Origin of the sequence: Sunxiuqinia rutila (assembly GCF_050589705.1) — a bacterium.
In the GTDB taxonomy this organism is placed as follows: Bacteria; Bacteroidota; Bacteroidia; order Bacteroidales; family Prolixibacteraceae; genus Sunxiuqinia; species Sunxiuqinia rutila.
This window is the reverse complement of the sequence record NZ_JBNGOT010000002.1, coordinates 69,228-89,399: the sequence shown is the minus strand read 5'-3', so window position 1 is coordinate 89,399 and position 20,172 is coordinate 69,228. Positions and strand designations below refer to the sequence as shown.

At 45.6% G+C, this 20,172-nt stretch carries 15 protein-coding genes; 12 read left to right on the top strand and 3 right to left on the bottom strand.

Going from position 1 to position 20,172, the window contains the following annotated elements; all coding sequences use genetic code 11:
• From ACRD6K_RS02285 to ACRD6K_RS02230, 12 genes are all read left to right on the top strand, one after another.
• On the top strand, nt 1-1,797 hold the full coding sequence (locus tag ACRD6K_RS02285; RefSeq protein WP_430971909.1) for a hypothetical protein: 1,797 nt from the start codon (nt 1-3) through the stop codon (nt 1,795-1,797).
• A gap of 350 nt (nt 1,798-2,147) precedes the next feature.
• The gene (gene gyrB, locus ACRD6K_RS02280) at nt 2,148-4,112 is read left to right on the top strand and encodes a DNA topoisomerase (ATP-hydrolyzing) subunit B (RefSeq protein ID WP_299577616.1); all 1,965 of its coding nucleotides are present in this window, start codon (nt 2,148-2,150) and stop codon (nt 4,110-4,112) included.
• Nucleotides 4,113-4,181: 69 nt separating this feature from the next.
• Nucleotides 4,182-4,763: an LOG family protein gene (locus ACRD6K_RS02275; protein ID WP_299577614.1), complete on the top strand. Its 582-nt coding sequence runs from the start codon at nt 4,182-4,184 to the stop codon at nt 4,761-4,763.
• Between the two features lie 353 nt (nt 4,764-5,116).
• A complete protein-coding gene (locus ACRD6K_RS02270; RefSeq protein ID WP_299577612.1) occupies nt 5,117-5,482 on the top strand; it encodes a hypothetical protein in 366 nt (121 codons plus the stop codon).
• Nucleotides 5,483-5,533: 51 nt separating this feature from the next.
• The gene (hemA, locus tag ACRD6K_RS02265; protein WP_430971908.1) at nt 5,534-6,784 is read left to right on the top strand and encodes a glutamyl-tRNA reductase; all 1,251 of its coding nucleotides are present in this window, start codon (nt 5,534-5,536) and stop codon (nt 6,782-6,784) included.
• On the top strand, nt 6,777-7,715 hold the full coding sequence (hemC, locus tag ACRD6K_RS02260; protein WP_430971907.1) for a hydroxymethylbilane synthase: 939 nt from the start codon (nt 6,777-6,779) through the stop codon (nt 7,713-7,715). Before hemA ends, hemC begins: the two co-directional genes overlap by 8 nt.
• 123 nt (nt 7,716-7,838) lie before the next feature.
• A complete protein-coding gene (locus ACRD6K_RS02255; RefSeq protein WP_430971906.1) occupies nt 7,839-8,603 on the top strand; it encodes a uroporphyrinogen-III synthase in 765 nt (254 codons plus the stop codon).
• 5 nt (nt 8,604-8,608) lie between these two features.
• On the top strand, nt 8,609-9,601 hold the full coding sequence (hemB, locus tag ACRD6K_RS02250; protein WP_430971905.1) for a porphobilinogen synthase: 993 nt from the start codon (nt 8,609-8,611) through the stop codon (nt 9,599-9,601).
• Nucleotides 9,602-9,654: 53 nt separating this feature from the next.
• Entirely contained in the window at nt 9,655-10,944 is a 1,290-nt protein-coding gene (hemL, locus tag ACRD6K_RS02245) for a glutamate-1-semialdehyde 2,1-aminomutase (RefSeq protein ID WP_430971904.1), read from the top strand.
• 56 nt (nt 10,945-11,000) lie between these two features.
• On the top strand, nt 11,001-12,032 hold the full coding sequence (gene hemE, locus ACRD6K_RS02240; RefSeq protein WP_430971903.1) for a uroporphyrinogen decarboxylase: 1,032 nt from the start codon (nt 11,001-11,003) through the stop codon (nt 12,030-12,032).
• 226 nt (nt 12,033-12,258) lie between these two features.
• Nucleotides 12,259-14,142, top strand: coding sequence for a mechanosensitive ion channel family protein (locus ACRD6K_RS02235; protein WP_430971902.1), 1,884 nt, complete (start codon nt 12,259-12,261; stop codon nt 14,140-14,142).
• A gap of 332 nt (nt 14,143-14,474) precedes the next feature.
• Entirely contained in the window at nt 14,475-14,891 is a 417-nt protein-coding gene (locus ACRD6K_RS02230; RefSeq protein WP_299577596.1) for a hypothetical protein, read from the top strand.
• A gap of 439 nt (nt 14,892-15,330) precedes the next feature.
• Here ACRD6K_RS02230 and ACRD6K_RS02225 read toward each other — a convergent pair whose 3' ends face one another.
• The 3 genes from ACRD6K_RS02225 to ACRD6K_RS02215 form a co-directional block, all read right to left on the bottom strand.
• Nucleotides 15,331-16,044 (bottom strand): DUF6261 family protein, encoded by a 714-nt coding sequence (locus ACRD6K_RS02225; protein ID WP_430971901.1) that lies wholly within the window; start codon nt 16,042-16,044, stop codon nt 15,331-15,333.
• Between the two features lie 495 nt (nt 16,045-16,539).
• A complete protein-coding gene (locus ACRD6K_RS02220; protein ID WP_299577590.1) occupies nt 16,540-17,235 on the bottom strand; it encodes a hypothetical protein in 696 nt (231 codons plus the stop codon).
• Between the two features lie 12 nt (nt 17,236-17,247).
• Nucleotides 17,248-20,019 carry a phosphoenolpyruvate carboxylase gene (locus ACRD6K_RS02215; RefSeq protein ID WP_430971900.1) on the bottom strand — a complete coding sequence of 924 codons (2,772 nt, stop codon included), beginning with the start codon at nt 20,017-20,019 and terminating at the stop codon, nt 17,248-17,250.
• Nucleotides 20,020-20,172: the final 153 nt, after the last annotated feature.

Genomic DNA, 20,172 nt, shown 5'->3' with positions numbered 1-20,172 from the left:
ATGATGAGCCAATCATATCTTAATTATATCCCTACTTTTTTATTAACCGTGTTAAGCTGCAACCTGGCAACAGCACAACAGGACACCACGCTGACCCAAGAAGTAGAGGTGGTAAAAGCATACCAGCCAAGCGTTTCTGATGTTTTTAAAATCAATGACATTCCTAAAGTTCAGGACGAAAAACGCGAAAAGCCGGTATTTGACTATCAAATTAACGCACAGCCCGTTTTCAGTACTTTTGAAGTAGAACCTGTACCTGCCGCACAAATGGTGGGCGAACCTCAGGCACAGCTTGGTAGAGGGCTGCTAAAAGCCGGTTTTGGGAATTACATGACTCCCTACGGCGAATTGTTCTTCAACACACAGGCTGGGGAGAATGCCATTTTGGGCATGCATTTCAAGCACCTTTCCTCCCATGGTTCGGTCAAGCTGGAGAATGATGACAAAGTAGATGCTCCTCACAGCGAAAATGGCGTTGAACTATTCACCAAGCACTTTTTCAAACGGTCAAGCCTGAACACCAAGCTGTTTTTCAATCGTCAGGCGCATCGCTATTACGGTTACACCGGAGAAGCACTTCCTGATGCAGACAAAGAGCTGCTCTTCCCCTACTGGAACGAAGATCAGGCCTTTTCGAAAGGCGGGATTCAGCTTAACCTGAACAACGATGAAGACTCGCGTGCAGACATGAACTATGGCGTAGATTTATACTTCCATCACTTCGGAACCAAAACCGACCAGACCGAGAACTACATCAAACTGGGAACATCACTCCAAAAAGATTACGACAGCTACCAAGGACTTCTGGATGCCTCCGTATCCTTCCTGAAAACCGATGGAGTTATTAAAGAAATTACAGAAGATTATGGCGACAAGCAACAAATCCGAATTGATTTGAACCCAGCCTTTTTGCTGCAAGCTGACCTGGCAAAATTACAATTGGGCTTAAACGCTTTCTCTCTTTTGGATGACGATGATGATGCACGCATACTGGTGACGCCGAACATCAAGGCTGACTGGTCGCCCATCGAAAATACAATGACCCTGTTTGCTGCCATTGACGGACGCCTGGAACAGAACCACTATTCGGTTATCGCTGCGGAGAACCGGTTTGTCACCCCAACGCAGGATATTCGCAACACCGAGTACCGTTACATCCTTTCCGGAGGTATTAAAGGAAAGTTCACACCAAAGCTCAATTACCGCTTTCAGGCCGAATATGCCAACATTAAAGACGAACACTTTTACCTGATCAACACGAAAACGATCATTCCACCGGTATCACCGGTAATTGATCTGCCAACTGTTACCCGTTCAAACACGTTTGATGTTCTTTACGACGACCTGAAGCAGGTAACTTTAGGCACTGAGTTTTATTATACAGCATCTGAATTGGTCAACTTTCATTTACAAGCCAACTACTTTTCCTATACCTTGGATTCGCTGGAAGAAGCCTATAACAAACCCGATTTTGAGCTGACGCTATCAACCATTATCACCCCGGAAGGACCCTTGAAGTTTAACGCCGACATTTTCTTTAAGGGGGAACGGAAAGCACTTGAGCAAAACGAGCTCTACTTCCCAATGGAATCAACCGTTGGTCCTCAAGAGGTAAACAGAACCATCCATACGCTTGGCTCCTATGTTGACCTAAACGTAGGCGTTGAGTACCAATACAGCCCCAATCTTAGCTTCTGGGGACGCATGAACAATGTTGCGTTCCAGAAATATGAAAACTGGCTTGGCTACTCACAACAAGGCCTCAATTTACTAATTGGCGCCAGTTTTTCATTTTAACTAGAGCAAGACTCTAATAAAATGGAGGTGATAAATATCACCCCCAAACAAAAACCAGATTAAACCACTCATAAACTGGCAATTACATGCAAAAAGCCCGTAGAAAAAAATGCCTTTTTCTACGGGCTTTTTCAGTCGGTTTTAAGCATATTTTTCTTATATTTGTGAGTTGTGATTTTGAGACAAAAGACAACTTTTAATCAACTGTAAATTAGACACTTTTTCTCATATCAGCCCAATTTGATCAACAACCAAATGGCAACAGGCTAATTAACCTGAAGCCAACCAATTATTCATCATTCACACAAGATGAATGAAGTATTTTTTTGATAAAAATAAACATACAATAGATGAGTGAATTAGAAAACAAGCAGAATAGAGACAACGGGAGTTATTCTGCAGACAGTATTCAGGTACTGGAGGGTTTGGAGGCAGTACGCAAGCGTCCGGCGATGTACATTGGAGATGTAAACGAAAAAGGACTTCACCACTTGGTCTATGAAGTTATTGACAACTCCATCGACGAAGCCCTTGCAGGGTATTGTAACAACATTGAGGTTATTATCAACGAAGATAATTCAATCACCGTTACCGATGACGGTCGTGGTATTCCCACGGAAAACCATACCAAAGAAAATAAGTCTGCCCTTGAAATCGTAATGACCGTGCTTCACGCCGGAGGTAAATTCGACAAAGACAGTTATAAGGTATCCGGGGGATTGCACGGAGTGGGTGTTTCCTGTGTAAACGCGCTTTCAACACAATTGATTGCCGAAGTGCACCGCAATGGAAAAGTCTACCAACAGGAATACCGCAAAGGAATTCCTCAGTACGATGTTAAAGAAATTGGACAAACGGAAAAATCAGGAACCATCGTAACATTCAAGCCCGATGATTCCATTTTCCTGACTACCACTTACAAATACGAAATTTTATCTGCGCGTCTGCGCGAACTGGCATTCTTGAATGCTGGAATCCGGCTGATATTGATCGACAAGCGGGAACAGGATGAAGAAGGAAACTACAAAATGGACAACTTCTATTCGGAAGAAGGGTTGAAAGAGTTTGTTGAATTTCTGGATCATACCCGGGAAAGGCTGATTGAGGAAACGATTCATATTTCCTCTGAAAAAGCCGGAGTTCCTGTTGAAATCGCCTTGCATTACAACACGTCCTTCTCAGAAAACATCCATTCGTATGTCAACAACATCAACACCATTGAAGGAGGAACACACCTCACCGGATTTCGTCGTGGGTTGACTCGCACCTTGAAAGGATACGCCGAAACTTCAGGCATGCTTTCAAAATTGAAATTTGACATTAGTGGTGATGACTTCCGCGAAGGGCTGACGGCTGTTGTTTCAGTAAAAGTACAAGAGCCACAGTTTGAAGGACAGACTAAAACCAAATTAGGAAACTCCGAAATCAGTCTTCCTGTAGATCAGGCGGTAAGTGAAATGCTCGCCAACTATCTGGAAGAAAACCCTAAAGCAGCGCGCGCCATTGTAAACAAAGTTATTCTTGCTGCACAAGCGCGTCATGCGGCACGTAAAGCCCGCGAACTGGTTCAGCGTAAAAACGTGATGACTGGCGGCGGACTACCCGGAAAACTGGCCGACTGTTCGGACAAAGACCCGTCACAATGCGAGATTTACCTGGTCGAGGGAGACTCGGCAGGTGGAACAGCCAAGCAAGGACGTAACCGTCGCTTCCAGGCAATCCTTCCCTTGAGAGGAAAGATTCTGAACGTGGAAAAAGCCATGCAGCATAAAGTGTTTGAAAGCGAAGAGATTCGCAACATCTTCACTGCACTTGGTGTGTCTATCGGAACCGAGGAAGACAGCAAAGCACTGAACATGAGCAAAATTCGTTACCACAAGATCATCATCATGACGGATGCCGACGTGGACGGAAGCCACATTGCCACCTTGATTATGACTTTCTTCTTCCGCTTTATGAGAGACCTGATTAAAGAAGGTTACCTGTACATTGCGACTCCACCTTTATACTTGGTTAAAAAGGGTAAACGCGAATCATACGCATGGAGCGAGCAGCAACGCTTACAGCTGATTAACGAGTGGGCTGACGGAAAAGAATCACAAGTACACACCCAACGTTATAAAGGTCTTGGAGAGATGAACGCAGAACAACTGTGGTCAACAACCATGGATCCGGAGCGCCGGACACTTCGCCAGGTGACGATTGAAAATGCAGCAGAAGCTGATCACGTTTTCAGTATGCTCATGGGTGATGAAGTTCCTCCACGCCGGAAATTCATCGAAGACCATGCGATCTATGCCAACATTGATGCTTAATTAATAGATGACTTAAAGAATGCCATTCGCTGTGATGGCATTCTTTTTTCAACCCAATAAATCCCTTTCATGAAAGTTTGTGTTTTCTCTTCCTCCAGCAATGCAATCGACCCGGTTTACATTCATGAAGCCGTTAAGTTGTCGCACCTCATTGGCCAGAAAAAAATGACCTTGGTGAATGGCGGAGCCAACGTAGGCCTCATGGAAACAGTGTTAAAAGAAGTTGTTACTTCCGGAGGGAAAACCATTGGCATTCTTCCCGAAAAACTGAACGGCCATAAGCTGGCCTCCGAATATGCTCAGGAATTGATCATTTCGAAAGACATGATGGAACGCAAATCGCTTATGCGCGAACTTTCGGATGCCTTTATTGCCTTGCCTGGCGGTTTTGGTACCTTAGAAGAAATTCTTGAAGTCATTACCCTCAAGCAACTCGATTACCATAAAAAAGCCATTGTTTTTGTCAACACCAATGGTTTTTACGATCACCTCTTTCAACAGTTCGAACGATCTTTTAACGAGAACTTTGCCAAAGCCAGCTACCGCGATCTTTACTTTGTTGCCAAGGACAGTGAAGAAGCCATTAACTATTTACTGAACTACGCACCACCTGCCCCAGTCAATAAATGGTATAAGGTTCCGCAAAAATAATACAACTGGTTCAGCTCATACGACTTCATTTTCTAAGCTCTGCAGGCCATTTTAACTGCAGATCTGAAAGGTCAGTCAACGTTCCATGAATTCTAAGTCAGGGGAAAAAACGTTTCCCAAAGAAAAACACTTCTTACAGAAACTTAAGCTCCTTTGGGTTGTTGTGTTAGCTGAATAAGGAAATAAAGAATCATTGGAAACACAAATAGAGGACAACAAAGTCTGCAAAGGCTGATATCAAAAAGCATAAACATGATTGTTAAACATGTCAAATCATTGATTAATATCAATCCGTTTATAGTCGTTTTTCGATAGACATTGTTAATTTTGTTTCTGAATTATAATTGAGAACTATGTTTTTTCTGGGATTAGTTGGTCCATTTATGCCTTACCTGTTGTTAATGGGTGCATTGTTTGTCCTCACCTTGGGGATAAACCTGAGGGGTGATGATGACGCCGAGGTCATTGCAGAAAAGACAATCGAGTACCAGCAGTCCGACAAGCAGGAATTCAACACCGAAAACTGTTGTCACTTTCACCAGACCAATGAAGATAGCCCAAGTACCCAACTTGCTTCTGCAGCTGCTTTCTTCCAAAAAACGGACTTCATAATCTATGAGCCTCGTGGGAAAACGATCTTTAGTTTAGTACATCATACTTATTCCTTCAAATCACACCACACCTACTGTGGCCTGTCGCCTCCGGTATTGGTTTCTTAGTACATTCATAAAAGAAATCAATAACCAACCTTTCATTTATTTTCAACGCGCATGATTGGAGTAGTAGGCTTAAGTCATAAATCGGCACCCGTACATATACGTGAAAAGTTTGCTCTTAATAAAGAAGAGTACACCGATTTGTCACAGACCATTTTGAAAAATAAGAATATTGGAGAACTCGTAATCATTTCGACCTGCAATCGCACCGAATTGTATTTTGCCGCTGATGAATGTTGCTCTCCGGGCGCATTCCATATCTTATTTCATTATCTAAAAAAACACATTCAGGAAGAAGACGGCATCGAATCCCACTTTTATCAGTACGAAGGAAAATCGGCTGCCAGCCATTTGTTTCGTGTGGTGTCCGGATTGGAGTCAATGGTTTTGGGCGAATATCAAATTGTAGCTCAAATTAAAGAAGCAATCAGCCATGCCGAAGAAATTGGTTCAGCCGGGAAATTGCTAACCCGCTTGTTCCATAAAGCTTTGGAAACCGGCAAGCAAGTGCGCACCAAAACAGCTATGAGCACCGGAGCTTTTTCGGTAAGCTATGCCGCAGTAGAAAAGTGCAACAGCATTTTTGATCAACTTCCCGACAAAAAAATTCTGCTGATTGGTGCCGGCGAAACAGGAGAACTAGTCATCAAAAACCTGTATAAAAAAGGCTGTCAAAACATTCTGGTAACCAACCGGACCACTGCCAAAGCCGAAGAACTAGCCAAGCGCTATGGTGGCCAGGTGATCGATTTTAAAGCCATGCAAGAAGGCATTCAGGAGGCTGACATTGTGGTTAGTTCCATCTCTTGTAAAAAGCCTTTAATCACCCCGCAAATTCTAAGCAAAGAAAACACACAGAAACAAACCGTGTTTATTGATTTGGGTGTTCCACGTAACATCGACCCAAAAATTACCGAACAGGAATCCGTTAGTCTGTACAATGTGGATGACCTGGAAGAAGTGGTTGCCCAGAACATGGAAAAAAAGAAAAGCTACATTGTCACTGCTGAAAAAATAATTTCCAAAAAGCTGAATGAATTCTCCGACTGGTTAAGTATTCAGAACTTGTCACCAGCCATTCAGAATATCATTTCGGGTGTCAATGAAATCAATGCATCCGAGCTGGCCGTCTTCAAACGATTCCACAATGAAGAGGAATACCACAACATGGAAAAATATGGCAAACATATCGCCGAAAAACTAGTTAAATCCATGATTCGGAACCTGAAAAACATCAGTGACAATGGCCGAAAAACCGAATATATTAAAGTAATCAACGACCTTTTCTCTCAAACTCATGAATAAAAACACCATTAAAATAGGAACGCGTGGCAGCAAGCTTGCCCTTTGGCAGGCTGAAACCGTAAAAAGCGAACTCGAAAAAGCTCACCCCAACCTCCAATTCGAATTGGAAATTATCAAAACCAAAGGGGATAAAATATTGGATGTTGCCCTCTCCAAGATTGGCGACAAAGGGTTGTTTACCAAAGAAATTGAACAGGCACTTTACGACAACACCATTGATTTGGCGGTACACAGTTTAAAAGATTTGCCTACTGAGCTGCCCGAAAACCTCATCATTGGCGGCATGCTGAAACGGGCCGAAGTGCGGGATGTTTTCATCTCAAAAGATGGCCGAAAATTAGCAGACTTTACAGCCAAAGATAAAATTGCAACCTCAAGCCTGCGACGTCAGTCTCAGTTGCTGCATTTCAACCCCGATCTGCAGATTGTAGATATTCGTGGGAATGTGGAGACCCGCCTGAAAAAGATGAACGACGGGCACTGCGATGCACTGATTATGGCTGCAGCCGGAATCTTACGTTTGGGTTACGAGGATGTAATTACAGAGATGCTGGATACAGAAATCATGCTTCCTGCCATCAGCCAGGGAGCCATCGCCATTGAAATTCGCGAAGATGATGAACGCACTCAGCTTCTGTTGGATGCCATTACTGATGAAGCAACCCGGGCAACTACCCTGGCCGAACGCTCACTCTTGCGCGAACTTGAAGGAGGTTGTCAGGTTCCGGTTGGTTGTTTTTCGGAAGTGAAAGGCGATCAAATCAAGCTAACCGGCATGGTAGCCAGTCTCGACGGAACCAAATGCATCCGGAAATCGATTGAGGCAAGTCTGGAAGAGGCATCAGAAAAAGCCATCGAATTGGCCCAGGCCATTCTGGACGATGGTGGCAAGGAAATTCTGGACAGTATCCGTCCCACATCCGAAGCTTAGTGCAGCTTGGTCTCAAATTTTACCAAACGGCAATCCATGCTATTAAAGTGCAACAAAGGCTCCCGAAAATAGAATACCAATGATCGGCTCGTCCTGAACCATGCACCCCAATAGCACGAATTCATGAATCATTTCAAGAAGCGTGTGAAACAAAATACAAACATATTACAAGGCAAGGTGATTATTTGTACCTATCCCAAAACCGGACAGGATGAATTGGCTGAAATGCTGACTGCTCAAGGAGCAAGCGTATTCTCCATGCCAGTAATTGAAATTTCACCTCTCCCCTTTCAGCTACAAACAAATTTAAACGATTACGACTGGCTCATTTTCACCAGCAAAAATGCGGTTGAACCGTTCACCAGTCGGTATCCTTCTATTCCGTGCAAAGTAGCAGCGCTTGGGGAAAAAACAGCCATCCACCTCCGAAAATACCAAGTGGATCCGGCATTCATTGGCTCCGGGAAATCAGCCGTTGACTTTGCAACTCAGTTTATTGATGTGGTACAAGTCAATGAAAAGATCTTGCTGGTTTTGGGCAATTTAGCTCCCGATACGTTGAAACAAAAACTAGGCTCGAAAGCCTCGATTGACCGGATCAATGCTTATCAAACCTGCTCCAGCGAGCAGCTAGACCCAAGATTTATGGAATGGGTGGAACATGATCGTTACGATCTTCTGTTGGTAACCAGCCCATCATCGGTTAGGGCAATTTTGGAGAAGGTCAGCAAGTCTGCAGATCAACTGCGCTTTGTCAGCATCGGAACCACAACAACAGCGGCCATTCGCAAGTATGGAGGTGAGCCTGTGGCAACTTCAGAAGAGCCAAGCTACGAAGGCATGGCTCAAACAATAATCGACTATTATCAGGCAAAAATTAAAAACTAAAAAATATGAGCTTTCCAATAACACGACTAAGAAGACTAAGAAAATCGGCTACCATTCGCAATATGGTACGCGAAACAGAAGTGAACCGTGATGATTTAATCATGCCCTATTTTGTTCTTCCTGGAGAGAATATCTGCAACCCCATCAAATCCATGCCCGGCAACTTTCAGCTGTCGATCGATTTATTGGTAAAGGAAGTCAAAGACCTGGTGGATCGCACAGGGGTCGATAAAATTTTGCTTTTCGGTATTCCTGCCGAAAAAGATGAAACCGGTGAAGTTGCCTGTCAACACGATGCCATTGTTCCTCAGGCCATTCGTGCCATTAAAGCTGAAGTGCCGCAAGTTATGATTGTAGCTGATGTATGTAACTGTGAATACACCACTCACGGGCATTGCGGAACCATTGTTGATGGCGACGTGGATAACGACAGCACCCTGGCAACACTGGCTGCTCAATCGGTGACCTTAGCCAAATCTGGTGCCGACATTATTGCTCCCAGCGACATGATGGATGGCCGGGTTGCTGCTATTCGCGAAGCACTGGATGCCAACGGATTTTCAAACACGCCAATTATGGCTTACTCAGCCAAATATGCCTCCGGATTCTACGGTCCTTTCCGCGATGCGGCCGAAAGTGCTCCTCAATTTGGAGACCGCAGTACTTACCAGATGGATCCGGCCAATGGCGATGAAGCCTTACGCGAGGTGGAAACCGACTTGGAAGAAGGGGCTGACATGGTGATGGTAAAACCGGCCTTAAGCTACATGGACATCATCAACCGTGTAAAATCAACCTACAATGTACCTGTGGTTGCCTACAATGTAAGTGGCGAATTCTCGATGGTAAAAGCAGCTGCAGCCAATGGCTGGATTGATGAACAACGTTTGATCAAGGAAATTCTGACTTCCCTGAAACGGGCCGGAGCCGATGTGATTATCACCTATCACGCCAAAGAATTTGTTTTAAGTGAACTTGAAAAAGGCAACCGGGTCTAAAAAATTGAAGCCTCTGAGAACGGAATTTGGAACCTGAAATTTGAAACTGAAATATGGAACTACACAAAAGCATACAAGCATTTGATAAAGCAAAACAACTGATTCCCGGTGGGGTTAACTCGCCTGTGCGTGCCTTTAAAAGCGTAGATGCCGATCCGGTATTTATTGCCAAAGCCAAAGGAGCTAAAATCTGGGACATCGATGGAAACGAATACCTGGACTTTGTGGCTTCCTGGGGCCCAATGATTTTGGGGCATGCGCGCGAAGAAATTGTGCAAGCAGTTAAGCAAGCCGCGGAGCTGGGAACCAGCTATGGTGCCCCCACCCTCATTGAAAATGAGATGGCTGAGCTAATTACCAGCATGGTGCCTTCCGTAGAAAAAGTACGGATGGTCAACTCCGGAACCGAAGCAACCATGAGCGCCTTGCGACTGGCTCGTGGATTTACCGGCCGCGATTTGGTAGTCAAATTTGCTGGCTGTTACCACGGTCATGCCGACAGCTTTTTAATTAAAGCCGGCTCTGGTGCAATTACCCTCAGCTTGCCCGACAGCCCCGGCGTAACCAAAGCGTCAGCCAAAGATACGCTGACAGCCGACTACAACAACCTGGAGTCGGTTGAAGAACTGTTCAAACAACATGGCGACAACATTGCAGCCATTATTTTGGAACCGGTGGCCGGAAACATGGGCGTGGTCTTGCCTGAAGAAGGTTTTTTGAAAGGCTTGAAGAAAATTACCCAGGAATATGGTGCACTGCTGATCTTTGATGAGGTGATTACCGGCTTCCGCCTGGCTGCCGGAGGAGCACAACAACGTTTTGGCGTTGAGCCGGACCTCACAACCATGGGGAAAATTATTGGCGGCGGACTTCCTGTTGGCGCTTATGGTGGCCGCAAGGAAATTATGGACAAGCTGGCTCCCGACGGGCCCGTTTACCAGGCCGGAACGCTCTCGGGCAATCCCTTGGCCATGGCAGCAGGTTGTGTGATGCTCAGCACCCTAAAAAACAATCCTTCCATTTACGATGAACTGGAGCGAAAAGCAGCCCTGCTGGAAGCAGGTTTGAAAGCCAACCTGGAGAAAACAGGCATCCCCGCTGTGATCAACCGGATTGGAGCAATGATGACGATGTTTTTCACTGAAAACCAAGCCGTCAAAAGCTTTGACGATGCCATGACATCGGATACTGCGCGCTATGCGGCCTATTTCAAAAAATCGCTGGAAAGCGGTATTTACCTGGCTCCTTCGCAGTTTGAGTGTTTATTCATTACCGATGCGCACACCGATGAGGATATTGCCCGGGTAATTGAAGCCAACGAACAGGCCCTGAAAAGCCTGTAAATACCCGCAAGGCTGTGTTCCGCCACAAACAACTATTAATCACTAATGACAATCAAATGATGCAATCACTATTTCTAGATACACTTCAGGGAAAGAAGACCGAAAGGCCTCCGGTATGGTTTATGCGCCAGGCCGGACGTGTGTTGCCCAACTACAACCAGTTGAAAGAAAAATACACCTTCCGCGAATTGATGGACGATGCCAAGCTGGCTGCCGAAGTAACCCTGATGCCTATTTACGATTTGGGAGTGGATGCCGCCATTCTGTTCTCCGATATTCTGGTTATTCCCAACGCCATGGGCATGGAGCTGGAATTTACCGATCACGGGCCGGTGTTTAACAAGCCTTTGAAAGGCCTTACCAACCCGGCCGATCATCTGAATCCGGATCCCTCCAAACTGGAATACATCTATGGTGCCATTGATGAAATCATCCGTCAGCGTCCGGCCAACATTCCTTTGATCGGGTTTTGCGGAGCGCCGCTAACCACCTTGTGCTACATGATTCAGGGAATCAGCTCGAACCCGAATTTCCCGGAGGCGATCAAGTTCTTGTTCCAGCACAAAAAAGAAGCCAAACGGCTGATCGATGCCATTGCTGACCTGTCGGTGATTTACGCCAAAAAGCAAATTGAGCATGGCATCAATGCCTTCCAACTGTTTGAAACGCACGCCAACCTTATCCCGGTTGAATTGTATAACGAATTGTTTATGCCTGCTGTAAAACAAATCAGTCGGGCTGTTCGGGAGACCGGTACACCGTTTATCTTTTTCCCGAAAGGAATTGGCACCGGCTTAAAATATGTGACGCCTGAGATTGCCGATTTTGTGAGTATCGACTGGCAAATGCCCATTGAGGATGCCCGCGAAATGGTTCATCCCGAAGTTGGTTTGCAAGGGAACCTGGATCCTCGGCAACTGTATGCCCCGCAAGAGGAAATTGCCCGGGAACTGGAAAAATTCATACCATTCTTCCAAAAGAACGACAAATGGATTTTCAACCTGGGACATGGTTTTCTGCCAGACATCCCTTACGAAAATGCCAAGTTTGTGGTCGACTGGATTAAGTCTACCAACTGGTCCAAATAAGCCAGCCAAACGCATTAAATACAACATCGAGAAATCCGACACTAGACGTGCCGGATTTTTTTATGCCCGAATTGATCCACGCCCAACTTCCCCTCCGCAAAACGGAAATAGCCCGGGAATAATCGATCCTTATTTATTCCCAATTATCGGAAAACGCAAACATATTGAGAAACAAAGCGTTTCTATTACGATGATTTCGTTTTCATTGATTCCTTAATTGACAAAGATGAAAAGGCTAAACCGCTTATTGATTGTTTTCGTTTTCATACTGCTTGGAAGCCCAGGCAATGCCCAGTCGGACAGTATCACACAGCACAACGATTCTGTTAATTCAGTGTTATTACAGGACTTTAACCAAAAGCTTTTGGAGATTGAACAACTGCGTTTGGCCGACTCCATCCGGAAAGTAGAGCTTGAAAAGGAACTGAATTCCCTAAAAACGACCGACAATCTCAAGAAAGAAGAACTGCAGCTGCAACTTCAGCAAATTGAAGAGGCCGAAATACAACGCATCAATAACAAGAGAGCCCGGATTGATGCGCTTCGCAATTCAGCCATTGGAGCTCCGGTGGTAGGCGTATTGCACGACACCTTGTTTCACATCTACTCCAAAATCGGAGCCTTTACACCAGCCGAACGGGCCGAAAACATCAGCAAGCGCATCCGACAACTGTACAACGACGACTTTCTGAAGCTGGATTCAATTTCCGTTGTGGCTTCCGAAAACAGCTACGAAATTGTGTACGGCGAAACCATTGTTATGAGCGTCACCGAAACCGATGCGTTTTGGACCAACCAAACCACGCATGACCTGGCACTTAGTCACACCGACACCATCAAACAAGCCTTGTCTCATGCCAAAAAGGAAAACAGCCTGATCAAAATCCTGATCCGGGTGGGGCTGGTCATTCTCGTTTTTATCATTGCGCGGCTGATTATATGGCTCATTGGCCGGGGCTACCGACGCGCCCTGAGACTCATTCACCAAAAAAAGGGAACCTGGCTAAAAAGCCTGTCGTACCGCGATTACACCTTCCTGTCCATTGAGCAGGAAATGCAGGCCATCCTCTTTTTATTGAAAATTGTGCGCTGGTTCCTCTACGTTCTGATGCTGTACATTACCCTGCCCCTGGTCTTCAGCATTTTTCCGTTCACCCGTGGCTGGGCCGACCAGCTGTTTAAGTTGGTGTGGTCGCCCTTTAAAGCCATATTCATTGCGGTTTGGGACTACCTGCCCAATTTATTCAGCATCCTGGTCATTTATTTTGTCATGAAATACTTCATCCGGTTTGTGCGGTACATTTTTGCTGAAATTGAATCGGAGAAGCTTAAAATATCCGGCTTTCATGCCGACTGGGCCATGCCCACCTACAGCATCGTTCGCTTTTTGCTGTATGCCTTTATGTTTGTGTTGATATTTCCTTACCTGCCCGGTTCCGACTCCAACATTTTCAAAGGCGTTTCGGTCTTTATCGGGGTGTTGTTTTCGCTGGGATCATCCTCGGCCATTGCCAACATGATTGCCGGACTGGTGATTACCTACATGCGTCCGTTTAAAATTGGCGACCGCATTAAAATTGGCGAAATCTTTGGCGATGTGGTCGAAAAAACCTTGCTGGTTACCCGCCTCAAAACCATTAAGAATGAAATCATCACTATTCCCAATTCAACCATTCTTTCGGGCAATACCATCAACTACAGCAGCGAAGCCGTTGAAACCGGTTTGATTATTCATTCCACCATAACCATTGGCTACGATGTGCCCTGGAAGGAAGTGCACCAGGCCTTGATTGACGCCGCCTTGCGTACCGAGCATTTGTTGCACGAGCCCAGCCCCTTTGTGCTGCAAACCAGCCTCGACGACTTTTTTGTGTCGTACCAAATCAATGCTTACACGCAGGTGCCCACCAAGCAGGCCCTTATTTATTCCAACCTGCACCAAAACATTCAGGATGTGTGTAATGAAAAAGGAATTGAAATTATGTCGCCACACTACCGGGCTGCACGCGACGGCAACCAATCGACTATTCCGGCCGATTACCGGCCCAAAGATTACCAGACCCCCAGCTTTCGGGTGAAGGTTGATCCGGAGAAAGGAGACAAGCAGTAGGGAGTCAGATAACTGAGCTTAGAATGTGAGAGGGAGAGATGATGTGAGAGGGAGAACGGACGAAGGCACGAAAGGATAACAGACAATAAACTTTAGACCTTAGATTCTAGAAGCAGGACAGGCAGTAGGGAGAAGGGAGTCGGAGGAAGGAAACCGGAGGAAACTACTGATCGGATGAACTTTGCCCTATCTGATAAGGTCTAAAAACTTCAGTCTAAAATAAGAAGCTTTTCTTCACCCATTTACTTGTAGTTTATTTAAGATAAAAATACTACTTTCATGTTTTCATAATAAATAAGTATGATTATAGAATCACAATTAAACATTTAAACATGAAGAAAAAGTATTTTTTACTAATGCTGGTTTCCCTACTAGTCCTAAACGTATTTGGTCAGGAAAAGCAGACACAACTAAGTTTTTATAACGGTGATCGTTTATCGTTAAGCCTCTTTACTGCCAGTAAGTTTTACCCCGAAATTCAGATTGAAAGCAATCACCTCGAGTTTCAGGATGCCCGATATGCTATTCTGCTGCGCAACGATATCCCGGTTAAAGAACTCTCTCTTTCCTGGGGACTTGGTTATAGTTATTCTGACCTTTTTGAAAGTTACTGCGTACTGCCCGTGGAGTTAGAAAAAACAAATATTTTTAATGAGAATATTTCCCTATCCATCGGTCTTGAATTGGCAAGCGATCTGAATGAAGAACTAAGATTAAAACCGCTAATCGGCTTATCCATTAACTTTTAACGCAGCCAACCAACAAATTTAGGAAGGAAACCGGAGGAAGCTACTGATCGGATGAACTTTAAGTCATCCGATCAGCAGCCAAAACTTCAGCACACACATAATTTCTGGAGATCATCAACAGGAATGAAAGTGTCTAAAAGGAAAAAAATCTAATTTGAGCTGTTTTTTTAGAACCGGATGGGCCTATTTTTATCAAGGCCGAAATCAAACTAAAAGCTTAGTGCAAACGAGAAGTTCCGACAAAGGAGGAAATCACTCGTTGAACTTAGCTTTTAGAAAGATAGAGGGTAAAGATAAAAATCAGCCTTGAATTTTCTGTTTACTCTTTGTTTCAAGACAAAGAGTAAAATCCGTCTGATAAGACGTTCAAAAAAAGGGGTATTGCCAACGGATTGACGCTACCCCTTTTATCCCTATAAACCTAAAAATCAGATTCCAGTTACTCCACTAGTTTGACTGTTTTGCTCCGTCTTTTGACGTTTTCGTTGTTGCTGGCAATAATTTCGGCCACGGTTCCGCCAAAGGAGCCATAGGTTTCGGTATCCACTTGCACCATTGCCCGTAAATAAATCACCAGCTTTTTATTAATTACCCCTGCCACCTTCCGCTTCAGGGCGGTGGCATTCTGCAGGGTGGCTTCCGCTGCTTTGCCCTCTTCGTAGGCCAAACGAGTGGCTTCAAAATTGTCTTCGGCGGTTTTCAGGGCGGCAATCAGTTCGGCACAGCCCGACAAAGCGGCAATGTCAGCCTGTAAATTAGATCCTTCCAAATCCAGAAGTAGGGAATCAATCAGTGAAGACTCGGAGCTATAGCTTTCATCGATCATCGATAAACCATAATGCTCAATAACTTTAAAAATGCGTTCGGCAGCCTGCTTGACTGCTGCGTCAGGATGGTGTAAAAAACCCAGGATCAGGTAGTACAGCGCCCGCATGGCGTCATCTCTCAACTCATCTTGTTCTTCCAGTTCCGACGCGATTTTAATTCGCTTGATGGCCGCAATTAATAAAGCCAACATATTCCCCAGCTCGGTCATCAGACCGGCCAAATAGGCATCGCTGCTTAAGCTGGTATTATTATAGGCATCAACGATACGTGATCCAACATCATTAATTTCGGTAGCGCGACTAACTGTAATTACTTTTGGAATCATATTCGTTTCTTTTAAGTGATGTATGATTATCAGTCTCTTAATCAAGCTAAAAATCAAATAAAAAAGCGACTGATTGATTAATTGTACAACAATTTACAATAAAATAGTTTAATTATTTTACTGCCAAAATGTTTTCTTCAACATATTAATCGGCGAATTCATCTCCAGGCTTTGTTTTGAAACGGCATGAGTTAAACATCTGTCTGAATGATTTTTGCTAAGCAAATAAGAAAACCAACATGCTCTTACTTTTTAATTGAGGAGGTCATAACTAAACCGTCACGCCTTCACTTTTTGGTTGGAGAAGCCGTGACTAAATCGTCATGCCTTTACTTTTTGGTTAGGGAGGATGTGACTAAACCGTCATGCCTTTACTTTTTGATTGGGGAGGCCGTGACTAAACCGACACGCATAGAACAGCGACATCTCTTGCCGGTGTTATTGACTGACCGGATGAACTTCGAGTCATCCGATCAGCAGTATGATACAAACAATCTACAGTTGTTCGAAATACTTCACCTGCAGGTAGTCGGGCATGTGCAAGGGGGTGTTTACCACAAAAGCGCCCATCAATACCACCTTTTCGGCTTTAAAGCGTTCCTTGATGCGTTGCGATTGGCGGACGATAAACTCATGGCTTTCGTCAAACAGAATATCCATCACCTTGGGTTCGGGCTGCAGCGTGGGAATAAGATCGAGCTTGGGCGCCAGCATTTGCCGGATGCGGCCTTGCTGATAATCGTCGGGGTTTAAAACCACCGGCTCGCCGGGTTGCTCCAGCAACATGCGGTAAGCTCCAAAGGCCGCGCCGCAGGAAAGGGTGCCACGCGCCTGCCCGATGCGGTGCACAAAGCCGAGGCTTTTTTCATCGATGGCCAGGTGCGGTCCGAAAAAGATAAAGGCGGTTCCATTGTCGGGAATGTGATCGCCGAAAGCGTTAAAACCGGTTTCGCCCGAAAACGGATAGCCGGCCAGGCCTCCCAGGTGAAACACATTGCCAAAATAACTTCGAATTTTTTCAATGACTACGTTGTTCAGCTCGTCGGGACAAAGCGAAACGGCGGCAATGGTTTTATCCATTTCCATACCAAATTCCGTAATCATCCGGTAGTAATATTCATTGATTACCTGCTCATGCGGCAAGGCATTCGGAAAAAGCGCTTTGATGCGCTTGTCAATCGTACTATTCATTCTCAATCGTTTTTATCCGGTTGAACCCAGTGCGTTGGCAATCGCATTCACACATTGGAGCAAAGCAAAAAGATGATCTTTTTCCTCTGGTAATTGCTTGCTTCTGCTTGTCCGCCACTTGCGGAGCAGTTGGATTTGGGCTTCATGTAAATTATTTAGAGCTTCGGCCCGCAACAGGGTTGAAAAATAATGATTTTTTCGTCTTTCGTAAATTGGTTTTTGCAGTAAATCACTCAACATTTCGCGCGTTAAGCTCAATTCCTGCTTGATGCGTCCCATCAGGCGTTCGCGAATAGCGGCATCTTCAACCAAACTGGCATACTTATCCATGATTTTTTCGTCGGTCGATGCCAGGCTCGAATCGAGGTTGGTAATGACGTAGCGCACAAACGGATCGTAAGCCACCAGTCGGCACAGTTTGTCGTATTCTTCTGATTTTTGGGTTTGAAGTTCTTTCAGGGTCGAACCCACGCCGTACCAACTCGTAATGTTGAAGCGCGACTGCGACCAGCTAAACACCCACGGAATGGCCCGCAAATCGTCCATCGAGCGTTTACCCGTTCGCCGTGCAGGCCGCGAGCCAATTTTGCTCGACTCAATCACATCGATGGGTGTGGCCTCGGCAAAAAACCGAATGAAATCGGGATCGCCAATCAGTTCGCGGTAAAAAGTGCGTCCCCGTTCCCCCAGCTGATGAAACAAGCCCGCCACCTCTTCATTTTCCTCCGGAAAATGTTTGTGCAAGAGCGACTGGGCCGTCACGCTGGCCAGCATCAGTTCCAGATTATAGGCCGCATTCACCTTGTGCGCATATTTGCGTTCGATGGTTTCGCCCTGTTCGGTAACCCGCAGGTTTCCGTTGATGGAGCCCAGCGGCAGGGTTTTAATGAACCAGTGCGAAGGCCCCGATCCCCGACTGATGCTTCCACCGGTACCATGGAAAAACCGGATGATGACGCCATGTTTCCGGCCTACTTCCGTTAGTTGTTGCTGCGCTTCGTGCAAAAACCAGCTGCTGGCCAAAATTCCACCGTCTTTATTGCTGTCGCTGTAGCCAATCATCACATCCTGGTAAAGCTGCTCGGATTGACGCAGTTCCTGCTGGTACTTCAGGCTGTTTTTCACCACCGGATGACTCAGGAAATCGTCCAGAATGGCCGGACTGGCCTGTAAATCCTCAATGGTTTCAAACAACGGAACCACCGGCAGCTTGGCCGCCAGCCATTGCCCGTGTTTCAAAGCCAGACCAACTTCGCGCATAAAGAGGTAAACGGTCAGCAAATCTTCGGTGTTCCGGGTCATGCTGATAATGAGCTTCCCGATGGACCGGGAGCTGTATTTGTTGACGTGGTCACTCACCACCTGCAAACTTTCAATCACATTGCGGGCTTCCGCACCAATGTCGGTATGGTTCACCAGAAACGGCCGGTTGGTTTTCAGTTCCGTGTCCAAAAAGGCCCGCTTTCCCTCAAGTGACGCGCCCATCCGGCTGTCTTTGTTCTCGCCCAGCGAAGCCACCACCAGCTGCGAAAGGGCTTTTTCGTGGTACTGGCTGTTCTGCCGGATATCCAGCTGCGCCAAATGAAAGCCAAACACTTTCAGCAAGCGTTTGCAGCGCCCCACATCCACCTGAGCCACTTCCGGAATGCCGTAGTGCACCATTTCCCTGCCCAACTCATTCAGGTCTTCAATCAGCTGATCGGAATTTTGGTAACTGTTGGGCCGGTCATCCAGTTTCATGTTGTATTCCTGGCTTAAATCAATCGGTATTTTGTGAAGCAAAAGCATCACATAAGCCTTGAAAATTTCCTTGTTGTGTTCGTGAAGAATCTTTTGTCCGGGGCCTTCCAGCTCCTCGGCCAATTGCCGAACACGCCAGGCAAAGGCATCGCTTACCTCCTCAATATCGAGGTAAATGCTTAGTTTTTGCGCCAGGGCCAGCAATTCTTTTTTAACAATGATAAACGCATGGGTCCGCAGCTTGGTCAAGGTCATGCGGGTAATCTCCGGACTTACCAGCGGATGTCCGTCGCGGTCGCCGCCCACCCAGTTTCCAAAGGCCAGCCCCGGAAACAAATCGCAGTCGTTCAACAGCGAAAGGTCAAAGTCAGACTCTTTCCAGGCTTGCCTCAGGCGCTTGTCCAGTAAAACAACCACATCCGGAAACACCTCGGTAAGGTAATGCAGAATGTTGTCCAGCTCCGACTCCAGCCGGGGCTTTTCAATATATATTTCACCAATATTCCACAGGCGGTGAAGAATTTGCTTAATCTCGTCCCGGATATCGTCCTGCTCAATCCGGGTATACATCTGGTTTTCGCGCTTAAGCAGCAGCAAATACAATTTGCGGTACTCCTGCAGCACCACCGAGCGCTTGGCTTCGGTAGGATGCGCGGTAAGCACAGGCTCAACCAACACCTGAGGCAAAACCTCCAGAATTTGCTGCTCGGTAATCCCTTTCTCCTTCAGCATTTTGAAGTTGATGGCCCACAAGCCATTCACATGACTCATGTCCTCCTCCTCTTTGGTTCGCCGGCTTTGCACGGCTCCATTCACTTCCACCAGGTTGAGTAGCTGAAAACACATGGATTGCATGTGAATATAGTCGCTGCTAAGTAATAAATGCTGAGGGGGTTCTACTGAAGGGCTGATCCAGGGAATATAAGTCACTAATTCCTGCTTGTTGCTTTCCGTTAAAACTTCGGCAAAGCACTTCAGCAAAAAATTCAGATCTCTATACGGTTTTCCCAAGGCTTGTTGTACTTGAATAAATACTGAATCCATGGTTATTTTTTAAAATCTTCCAGCACTTAAACAGCTTAAATAAAGTAACAGTTCACCAAAAAATGCAAGTAAATAACGATTAAATCCTCCCGTGTTTTTATTCGGACAGGCTATGTGGCTGAAAACAAAAAAACAAAAGCCCCTCAACGCGCG